The sequence below is a fragment of the Providencia sp. JGM181 genome, from assembly GCF_018257375.1.
Taxonomy (GTDB): Bacteria; Pseudomonadota; Gammaproteobacteria; order Enterobacterales; family Enterobacteriaceae; genus Providencia; species Providencia lanzhouensis.
This window is the reverse complement of the sequence record NZ_JAERJY010000077.1, coordinates 1-15,814: the sequence shown is the minus strand read 5'-3', so window position 1 is coordinate 15,814 and position 15,814 is coordinate 1. Positions and strand designations below refer to the sequence as shown.

11 protein-coding genes are annotated in these 15,814 nt (G+C 45.1%); 8 read left to right on the top strand and 3 right to left on the bottom strand.

Annotation, left to right across the window (positions count from 1 at the left end):
• Positions 1-336 precede the first annotated feature (336 nt).
• The gene (locus JK188_RS11040) at positions 337-1,932 is read left to right on the top strand and encodes a sigma 54-interacting transcriptional regulator (protein WP_211886932.1); all 1,596 of its coding nucleotides are present in this window, start codon (positions 337-339) and stop codon (positions 1,930-1,932) included.
• A gap of 485 nt (positions 1,933-2,417) precedes the next feature.
• Here the strand turns inward: JK188_RS11040 and fdhF are convergent, their stop codons facing one another.
• Positions 2,418-4,565, bottom strand: a complete 2,148-nt coding sequence (gene fdhF / locus JK188_RS11035) for a formate dehydrogenase subunit alpha (RefSeq protein WP_211886934.1) — start codon at positions 4,563-4,565, stop codon at positions 2,418-2,420.
• Between the two features lie 305 nt (positions 4,566-4,870).
• Between fdhF and JK188_RS11030 the strand changes: the two genes are divergently transcribed.
• The 4 genes from JK188_RS11030 (at position 4,871) to JK188_RS11015 (ending at position 10,224) form a co-directional block, all read left to right on the top strand.
• Complete coding sequence (locus tag JK188_RS11030) at positions 4,871-6,589, top strand: lysophospholipid acyltransferase family protein (protein WP_211886936.1); 1,719 nt, start codon at positions 4,871-4,873, stop codon at positions 6,587-6,589.
• A gap of 172 nt (positions 6,590-6,761) precedes the next feature.
• The gene (locus tag JK188_RS11025; protein WP_211886939.1) at positions 6,762-7,514 is read left to right on the top strand and encodes an ABC transporter ATP-binding protein; all 753 of its coding nucleotides are present in this window, start codon (positions 6,762-6,764) and stop codon (positions 7,512-7,514) included.
• Between the two features lie 14 nt (positions 7,515-7,528).
• On the top strand, positions 7,529-8,509 hold the full coding sequence (locus JK188_RS11020; RefSeq protein ID WP_442959123.1) for an ABC transporter substrate-binding protein: 981 nt from the start codon (positions 7,529-7,531) through the stop codon (positions 8,507-8,509).
• A gap of 59 nt (positions 8,510-8,568) precedes the next feature.
• A complete protein-coding gene (locus tag JK188_RS11015; protein ID WP_442959122.1) occupies positions 8,569-10,224 on the top strand; it encodes an ABC transporter permease in 1,656 nt (551 codons plus the stop codon).
• Between the two features lie 42 nt (positions 10,225-10,266).
• Here JK188_RS11015 and JK188_RS11010 read toward each other — a convergent pair whose 3' ends face one another.
• Positions 10,267-10,743, bottom strand: coding sequence for a carboxymuconolactone decarboxylase family protein (locus JK188_RS11010; protein ID WP_154638054.1), 477 nt, complete (start codon positions 10,741-10,743; stop codon positions 10,267-10,269).
• 58 nt (positions 10,744-10,801) lie between these two features.
• Here JK188_RS11010 and JK188_RS11005 point away from each other — a divergent pair, with 58 nt between their 5' ends.
• The 3 genes from JK188_RS11005 (at position 10,802) to JK188_RS10995 (ending at position 12,360) form a co-directional block, all read left to right on the top strand.
• Positions 10,802-11,287, top strand: a complete 486-nt coding sequence (locus tag JK188_RS11005) for a MarR family winged helix-turn-helix transcriptional regulator (protein WP_211886941.1) — start codon at positions 10,802-10,804, stop codon at positions 11,285-11,287.
• A gap of 40 nt (positions 11,288-11,327) precedes the next feature.
• On the top strand, positions 11,328-11,711 hold the full coding sequence (locus JK188_RS11000; RefSeq protein ID WP_211886943.1) for a VOC family protein: 384 nt from the start codon (positions 11,328-11,330) through the stop codon (positions 11,709-11,711).
• 88 nt (positions 11,712-11,799) lie between these two features.
• On the top strand, positions 11,800-12,360 hold the full coding sequence (locus JK188_RS10995) for a DUF6630 family protein (RefSeq protein WP_211886945.1): 561 nt from the start codon (positions 11,800-11,802) through the stop codon (positions 12,358-12,360).
• 50 nt (positions 12,361-12,410) lie between these two features.
• On the opposite strand, the gene JK188_RS10990 is transcribed toward JK188_RS10995, so the two are convergent.
• Positions 12,411-15,814: YadA-like family protein (locus JK188_RS10990; protein ID WP_211888644.1), on the bottom strand; the 3,404-nt coding region annotated here is incomplete at its 5' end.

Here is a 15,814-nt window from a genome sequence, read left to right as displayed (position 1 = left end):
CTTGCACAACATTGTCTGTCGTCAATAACGAATCACGCAACATGACTTCTAAGGTCTGCTCATCTCGTTTAATCAACCAGTATCTAAAATAGGTGAATGGATCAAACTTAAATCAGACTCTGATATTATTTTTTCAAATAATGACTACAATATTAGTATTAAATCAAAAACAGCAATCGCATTAATCACACTATTAAACTTTTTTATTTTTATTATGGATAAATAAGTCGTTTATAAATGAAAATTTAAAACTCTAACTAATTCTCATTATTGTTAGTCAGTAAAATAAATAAATGACTTAGCAATGCAGTGGATTAGGACGAGATTGGAGATTTTGTGAGCATATCCGAAACCACCGAACAAATTCGTCATGAACGTGACCAATTCAGGATCCTTGTGGACATCACTAACTCAGTGCTTTCTCATCTTGAAATGGATGGGTTAGTGGCTGAAGTTTCGCGAGAAATTTACCGATTTTTTGGTATTAGCCAAATTAGCGTTGCCCTTTGTGATAATGTCAGTTCAGCGGTTTATCTTTGTTATTCAAGCCATTATCAACGCTCAAAACCCGTTAAAAAAAGCCAGTATCATCTTAATGAACTACATGCGGATCTCGCTCAAGTTTTGGAGAGCAACAAACCGCTGCGCTTAACGCTCGATAGTCAAACTCAAGACCCTCTGTATCAAAATTTGTGTGCAGAAGGAATGACGGAAACGTTGCTGTTACCGTTGGCATTCAATCATAAGCCATTGGGTGTTTTGGTTTTATCCCATGAAGATGACCACATTTTCACCGAAGATAACTGCACTTTGTTGAAACAAGTGGCGGCACGCTTTGCGATAGCCGTGGACAATGCCGCAGCGTATGGTGAAATCACTCGCCTCAAAGATAGCCTGAAAAATGAAAATTTATGGCTTAATGAACAGATCCAAAACACCAATAGTTTCAGCGAAATTGTCTTTCAAAGTCAGGCGATGCGCGAAGTACTGGAGCAAGTGGATTTAGTCGCTCGTAGTGATAGCACCGTACTCATCTTGGGTGAAACGGGTACCGGTAAAGAGTTAATTGCCCGAGCCGTTCACCAGCTTAGCAATCGCCATCAACGTTCACTGATTAAAATGAACTGTGCAGCAATCCCGACGGGTTTACTGGAAAGCGACCTATTTGGACATGATAAAGGCGCATTTACTGGGGCAACCTGCACTCATATTGGTCGCTTTGAAATGGCGGATAAAAGCACGCTGTTTTTAGATGAAATTGGTGATATGCCATTGGATCTACAGCCAAAATTATTGCGTGTTTTGCAAGAGCGTGAGATTGAGCGCATTGGTGGCAATAAAGTTATCCCTGTGGATGTGCGCCTTGTTGCGGCGACCAATCGCAACTTAAAAGCGATGACGGAAGACCGAGAGTTTCGTGAAGATCTCTATTATCGTTTGAATGTATTCCCGATTGTTATCCCGCCATTACGTGACCGACCAGAAGATATTCCACTGCTCGCGACCTATTTCACCAAGAAAATGGCGCAGCGTATGAACCGTAAAATTGATTGTATTCCTCGCGATGCACTCGCGCAGCTATCCTTGTACCCATGGCCAGGCAATGTGCGGGAGCTGGAAAATGTCATTGAGCGTGCCGTCATTTTAACCCGTGGAAATACGCTAAATATTCAACTGCATGAGCTAAATATCCCAAAGCCATCTCGTATTAAAGAAGCTATCAATAGGCCCAGTGCATTAGAGCGGAAAATGCAGACAGATGCGCCAGAGAGCGACGATGAAGAGCGAAACCGCATTATTGAAGCGCTGAAAGCCACCAATGGGGTGGTTGCAGGGGCGAGAGGGGCGGCAGCCCGCTTAGGGTTGAAGCGTACGACGTTGCTTTCAAGAATGCAGAGGCTGGGAGTTAGTGTTCAAGATCTATTCCAGTAATCTCGTCATACTTCGCGCTGTGGCGTTGTTGGCTGGCCTTGCTAACTCGAGTCACATACTTAATCTCGTCATACTTCACGCCGTGGCGTTGTTGGCTATCCTTACTAACCCTAGTCACATACTTGTGTATGCTCCTAGGGCTTAGCTGCGTCTGCCGCCTAGCCACAACGCGAATTATTTAGAGATTGATAAGTGTTAAAAAATAGAAAAAAAGAAAAGGGAAAGGGAAAAGATAAAAAGGAAAGGGAAAAGATAAAAAGAAAGGGAAATTAATCAGTAAAAATAAAGGATGTTGATTATTTTGTTGAAAGGTTATTTTTTTATTAAATAGTTTTTAATGGCGATTAATATTTTATTTTAATCGATTGTTGAAGGGCGATGTTTATTATCGCTATGTAATTTTTAATATCGGTCGCTTTTAATATAGTTTGCACTGTAGGTCTGCTTTATATATGCATTCCTACAGTGCAAAGAGTTAAAACAAACTATAAACCTTCGGCTGCCTCACGTAAGCGACGTTTGATCCCCGTATACTCCTGAACCACATAATGCTCGGCTTTATGTTGATCCGCGATTGGTTCAACACGTACCGCACAATATTTGTATTCTGGTGTTTTGGTTATCGGGCTTAAGTTCTCAGCGACCAGTTCATTACAAGCACCAATCCACCACTGATACGTCATATATACAGCACCTTTATTTGGGCGGTCGCTGATATTTGCGCGAGTGATGACTTTACCTTGTCGTGAACAGACCCAAACCAGTTCCTGATCTTTAATGCCTAACGCTTTCGCATCGGCCGTATTGATCTGAACAAAACCTGGCTCGTCAGCAAGAGACGCCAGGGCTTTACAGTTACCGGTCATAGAGCGGCAAGAGTAGTGACCCACTTCACGCACGGTGGCAAGAACCATTGGGTACTCAGCACTGACTTGGTCGATTGGTGGACGCCATTCGCAAGTAAAGAATTGACCTCGACCATTTGGTGTATCGAAATTACCACCTTCATACAGGTACTCGGTGCCTTGACTTTCTAATGTACGGCATGGCCATTGAATGTATGCCAAGCCCGCCATTTTCTCGTAAGTCGCACCAAAATAAATCGGGCAAAGCTCACGTAGCTCATCCCAAATTTCTTTGGTGTTGTTGTAGTGCATTGGGTAGCCCATTGCGGTTGACATTAAACTGATGATTTCCCAGTCAGTTTTCACATCACCCACAGGCTCTACCGCTTTATAGAAGCGTTGGAAGCCACGGTCAGCCGCTGTATAGACACCTTCATGTTCCCCCCAAGAAGTCGCTGGGAAAATCACGTCTGCAATCGACGCGGTTTTGGTCATAAAGATATCTTGCACGATTAACAGCTCAAGTTTGTCGAACGTGCGGCGAATCGTCGCTAAATCCGGCTCCGTTTGTAGTGGATCTTCACCCATTACATAGTGCGCTTTCAGAACGCCTTCATCGATAAAGTGAGGGACTTCACTCAGCGGAATACCATTTTCATCCGGCATTGCATCAATGCCCCAGAATTTGGCGAATTTATCGAGAGCCGCTTTATCCGAAACATACTGATAGCCCGGTAGCGTATTCGGTAACGCCCCCATATCGCAGGCACCTTGTACGTTATTTTGACCACGTACAGGACCCACACCCACATGCGGCTTACCTAGGTTGCCAGTGAGTAATGCCAAGCTGGTGAGAGACTGAACGGTTTCCACCCCTTGGTAGAACTGAGTGACACCCATGCCCCATAAAATGGTGGCATTTTCAGCTTTAGCGTACATCCGTGCGGTTCTGCGAATATCCTCAGCTTTGATGCCAGTGATTTCTTCAACCGATTCTGGTGTATACGGCGCCACTAATGCACGATATTCGTCGAATTTGTCGGTATGTGCCTCGATAAAGGCATGGTCATACAGATTTTCCTCGATGATAACGTAGGCTAACGCATTCAATAACGCGATATTCGAACCGTTTTTCAGTGGTAAGTGAATATCTGCAATACGCGCGGTTTCAATATAACGCGGGTCGCAGACAATAATTTGTGCCCCTTTCTCTTTCGCTTTTAAAATCCGGCGAGCGACAATAGGGTGTGAGTCCGCGGCGTTATAACCGAAGACAAAAATACATTTGGTATCCTCAATTTCAACAATTGAGTTGCTCATTGCGCCATTACCGACCGAACGCTGCAGACCTGCAACCGAAGGGCCGTGTCAGACACGAGCACAGCAGTCGATATTGTTACTACCGACCGCTGCACGAACAAATTTTTGCATCACGAAGTTAGCTTCATTACCCGGACCGCGGGAAGAGCCTGTCGTCATGATGGCTTTTGGACCATATTTTTCTTTGATGGCTAATAAACGGGAGCTTGCAAATTCAATGGCTTCCTCCCAAGAAACGACTTCTAATTTGCCTCCACGCTGACGGCGGATCATCGGGTTTTTTAAACGCGGCGTTAAAATTTTAGTGTCATGAATGAAGTCCCAGCCATAGTAACCTTTCAGGCAAAGCTCCCCTTCATTTGTGTGACCATTTGCGCCTTCTGCGCCAATGATCTTCCCGTTCTCCACCTTCAGGTTGATTTTACAGCCTGAGGCGCAATACGGGCAGACGGTGATGACTTTTTCCATCAACATTGCTCCTCTATTTTTGTGTAGCGGTTTCCCGCTCTTTCAAGAGAGCTAATGCAGGGTTTGTGCCAGTTTTTTTAGCGAAGATTGAATTTGTAATTGACTGAATAAAAAGAAAATATTTTTAGGTGAAAAGTAAACAAAAGCTAAATGGAGAGGAAATCGTCAAAAGTGTCGAGGGTTTCTCGGACAATGACGTATAGTTCTTGCATAATTTATTTCATAATCTTGTCACAAAGTGGTTATTTATTCGTCATTATTATGACTTAAATTTGCCAATAACGCGCATGTGAGAGGACTTCATTATGTTTAGTGTTGATGCTTTACTGGAAAGTGCTTTTCCGCAGCAAACACTGCCCGCTTGGAAACGGAAATTATTAAAGCGTTTACTACATGAAAGAGATTTCCAGCAGCTTGCTGAAGATTACCCACATCTAAAAGGGCTCGATCTTGTCGAGCAATTTATGAATGATTTGAATGTCCGTTGCGAATTAGGCGACGGGGATTTAGAAAACATCCCAAGCCAAGGACCGGTCTTATTTGTTGCAAATCATCCGATTGGCTCCCTTGATGGGCTCGCCATTTTACGTGCAGTCGCAACGGTTCGACCGGATGTCAAAATCGTCGCCAACCAAATGCTCAGTTACCTTGAGCCACTTCAAAGCTTATTTATTCCTGTCGATAATGTTGGCAACCGTACCAACCGCCAGCAAGTCGTCGGTATGCAATCTCATCTTGATAACCAAGGAGCCTTGGTTGTTTTCCCTGCGGGGGAAGTTTCTCGTTGGAGCACGAAAGGCATTCGTGATTGCCATTGGCGCACGGGTTTTTTACGTTTAGCCGCCAAATCTCGCGCACCGATTGTTCCTGTGCATGTGCAAGCCCGTAACAGCCTGCTGTTCTACACAACATCCTTGGTGTATAAGCCGCTATCGGCTTTGATGCTGGTGAACGAAATGTTCAAGCAGCGCAATAATCGCATCAAATTACGTATCGGTGGACGCATCCCGTTTTCTCAATGGTATGACGGACGAACGAATGATAATGAGCTGGCAGAGCGGTTTCGTCGTCATGTGTATCTGCTAGGCAAAGGAAAAGCGGGGCTGTTTACCTGTGAAGCGCCAATCGCATTACCCGAAGATCGCATTGAACTGAAAAAGGCTTTAGCGGCTTGCGAGCAACTAGGCGTGACTCCCGATGGTAAAATTATTTACCTTTATCAGCGTCAGCAAGAAGAGCGAACGCCGATTTTACGCGAGCTAGGACGATTGCGGGAAATCGCATTTCGTGCGGTGGGGGAAGGCTCCGGTCGACGCCGTGATCTCGATAGTTTCGATGACGATTATTACCATCTTATTTTATGGGATGAAGAGGATTTAGAAGTAGTGGGCGCATACCGATTTGTGCCGACGGAGCAGCAGTTAGAGAAAAAAGGGTTAGAGGGGATATACAGTAATAGCCTGTTCCACTATAACCAAGACATGATGCCTATTTTGGCGCAAGGGATTGAATTAGGGCGCAGTTTTATTCAACCAGCCTATTGGGGCAAACGTGGCTTAGATTATCTTTGGTTAGGTATTGGCGCGTATTTAGCGAAGTATCCGCAATATCGTTATCTATTTGGTCCAGTGTCTATCTCTGGAAGCATGCCCGTTGCTGCGCGTGATTTATTGATTGCCTTTTATCGTCTCTATTTCTCCTCGGAGCTGGCAATGGCGCAATCCCGCAAGCCTTACCCTGCATCACTGCCACAGGTTTTAGCCCAGTTTGATGGTCATAATTACCAAGAAGATTTGGTGAAGCTAAAAAGCTTACTGAGCAATATTGGCTGCTCTATTCCGACGCTGTATAAACAATACACCGAGTTGTGTGAGCCGGGTGGCGTGCAGTTTATTGATTTTGGTACTGATCCCGCGTTTAACGACTGTATCGATGGCTTGGTTTTGGTGGATTTAAGCCGCTTGAAACCGCAGCGTTATCAGCGTTATATTGCAGTCCATCAAGCACAATCTACGACGGAATAAAATGACGGGAAGGGGTGAGAAAACTCATCCTTTCCTGTTTTATTTATAATATTAATAATTCCGCCGGTATTATTCGCCCTGTCATTATTCCATCATAAATTTGTCATCTCACTGACCCATTCCTTTCGTAGCATCCTCGATAACGATTAAGTCCCAAAGAGGATAACAATGTATGTTAAACGTACTCTCTTCATTGAATGGGAGTCAGGATGCTTTTCAAAAAGCTAACGCAGCGAATGCACAATTCGCTTCGCAGCATCCGATGATTTCTATTCACAAACTCTCTCAAATTTTTGCTCATCAAACGGTGCTGGATGGGATTGATCTGACTGTCGCAAAAGGCTCTATCTTAGCGCTATTAGGTCCCTCTGGTTGCGGTAAAAGTACCTTATTGAAGCTGTTAGCGGGGTTATTGCAACCAAGCTCAGGTGAGATTTTCTTGAATGAAAAGCTGGTCGCAAGTTCCCAGAGACTTGTCCCGCCGGAACAGCGCAATCTCGGTATGGTGTTTCAAGATTATGCACTTTGGCCGCACATGAGCGTATTTCAGAACGTGGCATTTCCTTTACGTATGCGCAAAGTGGCGAGTCAAGCGATAGAGGATAGGGTGAACCAAGCCTTAGAGCGGGTTGGATTAGCGGGGTTTGCTAAGCGTAAACCTGCCGACCTTTCAGGCGGTCAGCAGCAGCGGGTTGCATTAGCCCGCGCCATTATCGCGGAACCTGAAATTTTACTGTTTGATGAACCCCTTTCTAACCTCGATGTTGCCTTGCGCCGTGCTCTGTGTGATGAGATGGCGCAGTTACTTCGTTCACTAGAAATTACCGCCGTTTATGTCACGCACGATCCGGCTGAAGCCCATGCATTGGCGCATCAAATTGCCCATATCCAAAACGGCAAAATAGACAGTTTGACCACCTTATGAAGAGAGACTCTGTTATGCAAAAGCTAATGTTATCAAACCATTTTTCCATGAAAGGTATCGCAATGAGTTTAGGATTATCTTGTGCACTATTTTCCGTTTCTTCCCAGGCATTGACCGTCTATACCGCAGGTCCGGGGGCGATGGCAAAACAGCTAGCCGCAGGGTATGAAAAGCAAACGGGCGTGAAAGTGGATGTTTTTCAGGCTACGACAGGCAAAGTGATGGCGCGCTTAGAGGCGGAACAAGCAAACCCGCGTGCGGATGTCTTAATTTCTGCTTCATGGGATACCGCGGTAGACCTTCAACAAAAAGGTTGGTTACTGGCGTATGAAAGCCCGAATGCCGAAAAAGTGCCTGTGCAATTCAAAACGCCATACTATGTGGCGCAAGGGATCTCCGCATTGGGGATCGTTTGGAACAGTAAAAGTGGCACGCCGAAGCCAACAGATTGGACAGATTTAGCGCAGCCCGTTTTTAAAGATAAAGTCACCATGCCAGATCCTGCATTGTCAGGGGCATCGTTAGACTTATTGTTGGGATTACAGAATGCGAAGCAAGAAGCAGCATGGACACTATTCTCTGAATTAAAAGCCAACGGCATGGTGATTTCTGGTCCGAATGCGCAAGCGTTAACGCCTGTGTTGCAAGGGGCAAAAGCGGCTGTATTTGGTGCAGTCGACTATGTGGCTTACGGCAGCATCGCGGAAGGTGAATCCATCGAGGTCATTTTCCCAAGCAGCGGTACGGCCATCGCGCCACGCCCAATGATGATTTTAAACAGCAGCAAACAGCAAAATGAGGCCAAAGCCTTTATTGATTACGTGCTCTCACCTGAAGGTCAGAAAATCGTGGCAGATGCCTGGTTGATGCCAGCAAGAACGGATGTCGCGGGCAAACGCCCTGATTTTTCGACGTTAACACTGTTGCCAGAACCGACCACTGATAGTGCAGAGCGCAGCAGCGTGTTATCTCGCTTTAGTGGGATTTTCCGCTAACGGTTTTCTCTTCCTCGCCGCTGGGTGGCATTAGCGACCCAGCAGGAGCTGATTTTCTGATGATGACTCGTCGTTTATTGCCATTCTCGATCTTAATCGCCTTGGCGATTTTAGTGATTATTCCCTTGAGTTTTATTGTGTTACAAGCGCTATTTCCGAATTTTGGACAAGGGGATTTCAGCCAAATTTTCCAGCCAATTATCCATCTATTTAATGAGCTGGAACTGGCCAATTTACTGCAAAATACGTTTTTACTGGGTTTAGGTGTGTCGCTGGTGAGTGCCGTGATAGCCATTCCATTAGGGGCTTTACGTGGCTTATTTAACCTACCTTTTGCCCGAGTTTGGGACTTACTGTTTTTGATCCCGTTTTTAATTCCGCCTTATATTGCAGGGCTTTCATGGATGTTAACCTTGCAACCGAATGGTTATTCTCAGCAATTATTTGGTATTAGCCCCGGCAGCGCCCTATTTTCCCTTGGGGGAATGGTGGTGATTATGTCATTGAATTTATTTCCCGTTCTTTACTTTGCGGTCTCTCGCAGCATGGCGGCGAATGGCAACCGGCTGGCGGATGTGGCGCAAGTTCATGGGGCATCCGCATGGCAGGCATTTATGCGAGTGACATTGCCTCTCTCTTTACCTTCCATTGCCGCTGGCTTATTGCTGGTCTTCACTTTGGCGATTGAAGAATTCGGCATTCCTTCGGCGATTGGCTCGCCGAATGGTATTCGGGTTCTGACAACGGATATCGAGCAGCGTCTTGCCGATTGGCCGATAGATTTACCGGGAGCGGCATCGCTGTCATTGGTATTAGCCAGTTTGGCGCTACTGGCTTACACCTTACAGCGTTCGTTAGTATCTGGGCGCAATGTGGCGACGAATACGGGCAAAGCCGCGGCATTGGTGACACGCTCATTGGGTATTTGGCGTATTCCCGTGGTGTGTTTGTTTTCTTTCGTGGCGCTTTGCGCGGTTGGCATGCCGTTACTGGCTATGTTTGGCACGGCATTTTCCAATACGGTTTCTGGCGGATTGACGCTGGATAACCTAACGCTCCGGCATTTTTCTGGGCTATTAAATAGCCATACGGAAGCCCTCGATGCCTTATTGACGAGCGTTTCTCTCGCAACGGCAACAGCGATATTGACGGGGATATTGGGTTTTTTATGTGCATGGCTGGTCGTCGCGCAGCGGATCCGTGGAGCAGCCTTACTGGATGGGCTTTCATTGCTGCCAATTGCCATTCCCGGCATTGTGGTCGCAGTGGGGCTTATTTTGGCGTGGAATCAACCGTTTTGGCCCATCACGCCTTATCATACTTGGGGAATTTTATTGCTCGCTTATAGTTGCTTATTACTGCCTTATCCCGTGCGTTATTGCAGTGCGGCATTCACGCAAATTGGCGGCAGCTTATCCGATGCGGCACGGGTTCATGGCGCAGGGTTAATGACGTCACTGAGACTGATTTTATTTCCGTTAGTTTTACCGAGTTTAGTGGCGGCGATGATGCTGGTGTTTGCGGTGGCATCACGAGAGCTGGTTTCCTCGCTGTTACTAGCGCCTGCGGGCATGCAAACCGTGTCGATTTTTGTTTGGCGCCAGTTTGAACAAGGTTCAATCGGCAGCGGTATGGCGATGGCCTGTCTGGCGGTATTGATAAGCTTAACCTTGATGCTGTGCGCGCAATTTATTCAGCAGCGGTATAGCCGTTAATCAACCATCCCAAGGGCGATATTCACCTTGGGATGCACGATTTTACAAACTCGATTTAGGAATTGGTGGCGCAAATTGCAGAGCGCCCGCGATGCGATTCCAAGCGTTAATCGCCCCAATCGCTGAGGTTAGAAACGCAATTTCGGATTCAGTAAATTCATTCTGTAGTGCTTGATAAACATCATCAGAAACATGCTGAGCAGCCATTAGCGTTAGTGATTCTGCCCAAGCTAGCGCAGCTTGTTCGCGAGGAGTATAAATACCGGCATCACGCCAAGTTGGTAGAAGATCCAATTTAGCGGCTTCAATCCCCAATTTACGGGCTAAGTTTAAGTGATACTGCAAGCAAAACGCACAACCGTTGATTTGGGAAACGCGTATTTTCAGTAATTCAGTGAGCGGTTTTTCAAGCCCTGAATTGCTGACAGCTTTTCCCAGTTCTCCCATCGCGGCAACGACTTCAGGGGCGATTTTTTCAAACTGATTCCAATCACTTCTTCCAATAATTTCAGGTTTCATTATGTGCTCCAAACGGATAATATAAGAACTCTGATAATAATATTCGAATTCTTACATTATGCGCAAGTCAAAAGTTAATACATCGATGATCCCTGAAATAGGGGAAGGCAAACGTGGAGAGTCGGGCCATATTGGCTATTTACTGCGGCAGGCTCATGCGGCTCATCGTATTCGCATGGAGCAAGTTTTGCAGGATGTGGGAGTCACGCTTCCGCAATTTTCTGTGTTGTTAATGGTTGCAGAATATCCTAAAGCCTCAGGGGCTGATTTAGCGAGGCTATCATTATTAACGCCACAGACGATGAGTGTGATTGTGAAAAACCTCGAAAAGGCGGGAATGATCTCTAAGTTGCCGCACCCTGAGCATGGACGGATCCAAATTATTGAAATAACCCAATTAGGGAAAGCATTATTACTTCAATGCAAAGGTGCTGTTAAATCCACTGAAAATAGATTATTAAGTGGAGTGAGTGAGTCTGATGAAAAAGTGATCCGAAAATGGCTGGTGGATATTGCCAAGCAATTTGATACCGACAAAGCCTAATACTCCCTATCTAATACTTCCTATGACGTGAGAGAAAATAATGAAATTCAAATACGCTATTTTGTATGTCGAGAATGTAGAGAAAACCCTCGATTTTTACCAACAAGCTTTTGGTTTTAAAAAATCCTTTCTCCATGAAAGTGGTGATTATGGTGAGCTGGATACTGGTAGTACAACGATTTCATTTTCTTCATTAGCGCTAATGAACCAACTAGGTAAAGGCGCGGTTGCTCCCAATCCGTATGCCCCTGTTTTTGAACTTGCTTTTGAGACTGATAATGTGCAAAACGCTTTGGCTCAAGCGGTTAAAGTGGGTGCTGAGTTGGTACAAGACGCGCAGGAGATGCCTTGGGGACAAACGATAGGTTATGTTCATGACCTAAATGGCTTTTTGATCGAGATTTGCACGCCAGTGCAGGGTTAATTCATTGTAAATATCGGAATTAGTCGATATACCGAATCACCTATTTTAGTGAAAATACAGCCAATTACGCTAAAAATAAGGAACAACGATGCAGGGCATGAACCCAGAAGCGCTCGACCATTTCAATGACATTATGCAGGTGGTTAACAAGCTGGCGAAGCTGTTAAATCCAGATTCAATCGAGAATATGGAAACGGATATCTCTTCATTTGAGGAAGAGTTAAAAGAGTCGATCAGTGAAGACGAAGAGGGGTTCGTCGAGTGTATCGAAGAGGGGGAAATTGGCTATTTAATGGCAGATCTTATTGTCAGGTCGAATATGGGAAACAGCTTTTGGATAGACTGGAAAGACAGTGAGTCTGCTGTAGGCTTTTTGGAAAATGCGGTTGAGTTCGAAGGATTGGATATTCAGCTAGATTTTGCCGTTAAAGACCCTAAAAACGATTTAAGACCAGACCAAATTTTTGTTCGCGCTAATCAGCAGTTACAAGCACTTGGCTATTATTTATTGGGCCTGACTTCCGGTAATGATGCTTACCATGAGATCTTAATTCCTTCCGGTATTTTCGAACCATTTATGGACATCATGGAACATTTTGACGTCATGGTTGAGCTGAATGACGAAGAAGTGGATTACAGCGAATATTAATAGCAAAAAGGGGAATACAATAGGTATTCCCCTTCATATATCAACTCACACTACCATTCAAAGTTAACTGACGCGTTATACATAGTGGAAGAACCTGTACCCGTTGATGCGGCGACGCCCCCTTTGATAGCAACATTTTCATTAATGCGATACCCCATACCGACAGCGACTGCGGATTCATCTTTATAACCCCCGACACCCGCCGTTAAGTTCATTTTTCCTACGCCATACGGTTGGAACAAACCAGATAGTGCGGCATTCGCAGCAAAACCTTTGTCGACTTTTTTGTCTAAATCATCAATTTTGGTATTCAGGCGATTTAACCCATTTTCTGTAAATTCACCCAACTGATTGACGCGTTCATCGGTGTAAGTGTTCGCAGATTTTAAGGTTTCGGCATTACCACGTTTCATTTGCGCTAAATTGACGGCATCGCTGTCATTCTTTGCATCGGCAATACCGGAAAGTTGTTTGTCGCCAAAATTGATGGATTTGACGCTTTTTGCCTTATCACTGAGGTTGATACTTTCACCGTCACGGCTCATTTTCAGCGCTCCGGCATCTCCCATTTCTGAGGATAAACGCGCAATTTCGCTACCTTGTTTATCCAATGCCGCCGTATTTTTCTGAATATCGCTGGTGTTTTTACTAATGGCGCTATCATGCTCAGCCAGTTTTTCCGTATTCGCCTTAATATCTTGTTTACTCTGAGCAATTTCCTTATCGTGCTCGTTTAGACGGTTGGTGTTTTCCTTAATGTCTTGGCTATTCTGGTTAAGCATTTTGTCATGCTGCGTCAGTTTATCGGTATTAGCTTGGATATCTTTGGTGTTTTGCGCAATCGCTGTATCGTGTTGCGCTATTTTGTCGCTATTTTCTTGGATCTTCTGTGTATTTTGGGCCACGTTTTGATTAGTTGAATGTAACTGGCTACCATTGACCGCTTCGGTAGAGTTAGCCGCAACTCGACCCGCAGATACACCGCTTAATGTCCGGTTGTTAAATTCAAATACACGAGCGCTATCGGCTTTGCTATTCAAGACAATTTTCTGGTTGTCTGCACTTAATTGCACCAATCCTAACGAGCCAGAATCAATGTTTTTGGTAATGGTGGTAATCGCGTTTTTATTTTCCGCGATATCCTGGGTATTTTTGCTGATAGCCGTTTTGTTATCAGCAATATCACCCGTATTCTTGGCAATATTATCCGTATTGGTTTTCACCATTTGATTGGTGGCATGGAGCTGACTGCCGTTCACTGCTTCAGTGGAGTCCGCACTTAATTTACCCGCTTTAACGCCGTTCAGGGTTTTATTACCGAGATTAAACGCTTTGGCATCTTTGGCTTTTTCGCTCAATACCACTTCTTCACCGTTGGCCGACAGCTGAACAAGCCCTAAGGTACCGGATTCTAAGTTGGTGGAGATATCTTTCAGCGTTTCACCTTGCTTGGTGATGTCTTGGGTATTTTTATCAATCGCCGCGGTATTGCTGGTGATATCGCTAGTGTTTTTATCAATCGCCGTTTTGTTATCGGCGATATCGGTGGTGTTTTTATCGATAGCCGTTTTGTTGTCGGCGATATCGGTGGTGTTTTTATCGATAGCCGTTTTGTTGTCGGCTATGTCGGTGGTGTTTTTATCGATAGCCGTTTTGTTGTCGGCGATCGCAGTGGTGTTCGCTATCACGGTTTGATTGGTGGCATTGAGCTGACTGCCATTTACTGCTTCGGTGGAGTCCGTACTTAATTTGCCCGCCGTCACACCCGTGAGGGTTTTGTTGCCAATATTGAACGCTTTGGCATCTTTGGCTTTTTCGCTCAATACCACTTCTTCACCGTTGGCCGACAGCTGAACAAGCCCTAAGGTACCGGATTCTAAGTTGGTGGAGATATCTTTCAGCGTTTCACCTTGCTTGGTGATGTCTTGGGTATTTTTATCAATCGCCGCGGTATTGCTGGTGATATCGCTAGTGTTTTTATCAATTGCCGTTTTGTTATCGGCGATATCGGTGGTGTTTTTATCGATAGCCGTTTTGTTGTCGGCGATATCGGTGGTGTTCTTATCGATAGCCGTTTTGTTGTCGGCGATATCGGTGGTGTTTTTATCGATAGCTGTTTTGTTAGCGGCGATCGCAGTGGTGTTCGCTATCACGGTTTGATTGGTGGCATTGAGCTGACTGCCATTTACTGCTTCGGTGGAGTCCGCGCTTAATTTACCCGCCGTCACACCCGTGAGGGTTTTGTTGCCAATATTGAACGCTTTAGCATCTTTGGCTTTTTCGCTCAATATCACTTCTTCACCGTTGGCCGACAGCTGGACGAGCCCTAAGGTTCCAGATTCCAAGTTGGTGGAGATATCTTTCAGCGCGTCACCTTGCTTGGTGATGTCTTGGGTATTTTTATCAATTGCCGCGGTATTGCTGGTGATATCGCTAGTGTTTTTATCAATCGCCGTTTTGTTGTCGGCTATATCGGTGGTGTTTTTATCGATAGCCGTTTTGTTATCGGTGATATCGGTGGTGTTTTTATCGATGGCTGTTTTGTTAGCGGCGATATCGGTAGTGTTTTTGTCGATGGCTGTTTTGTTAGCGGCGATCGCAGTGGTGTTCGCTATCACGGTTTGATTGGTGGCATGGAGCTGACTGCCATTTACTGCTTCAGTGGAGTCCGCGCTTAATTTACCCGCCGTCACACCCGTGAGGGTTTTGTTGCCAATATTGAACGCTTTAGCATCTTTGGCTTTTTCGCTCAATATCACTTCTTCACCGTTGGCCGACAGCTGGACGAGCCCTAAGGTTCCAGATTCCAAGTTGGTGGCGATATCTTTCAGCGCGTCACCTTGCTTGGTGATGTCTTGGGTATTTTTATCAATTGCCGCGGTATTGCTGGTGATATCGCTAGTGTTTTTATCAATTGCCGTTTTGTTATCGGCGATATCGGTAGTGTTCTTGTCGATAGCCGTTTTGTTATCGGCGATATCGGTGGTGTTTTTGTCGATAGCGGTTTTGTTATCCGCAATGTCGGTGGTGTTCTTGTCGATAGCGGTCTTGTTATCGGCAATGTCGGTGGTGTTTTTGTCGATGGCCGTTTTGTTGTCGGCTATATCGGTGGTGTTTTTATCGATAGCGGTTTTGTTGTCCGCAATATCGGTAGTATTTTTGTCAATCGCAGTTTTATTGTCGGCGATATTGGTAGTGTTCTTATCAATCGCGGTTTTATTGTCGGCAATGTCAGTGGTGTTCTTGGCGACTAATGCATTAGTTTCATTTAATTGACTGACATTAACTGCATCATTATTTGCCGTACCTTTATCAATACCCGTTAATTTACGGTCACCATCTAAACCGGTAAAGCTGACTATTTTTCCAAGTTTATCACTCGCAACATTAATAAGTTTATTAGCATCGTTAAATTTAACAATACCTATTTCCCCATTATTAATCTGGGTTATTT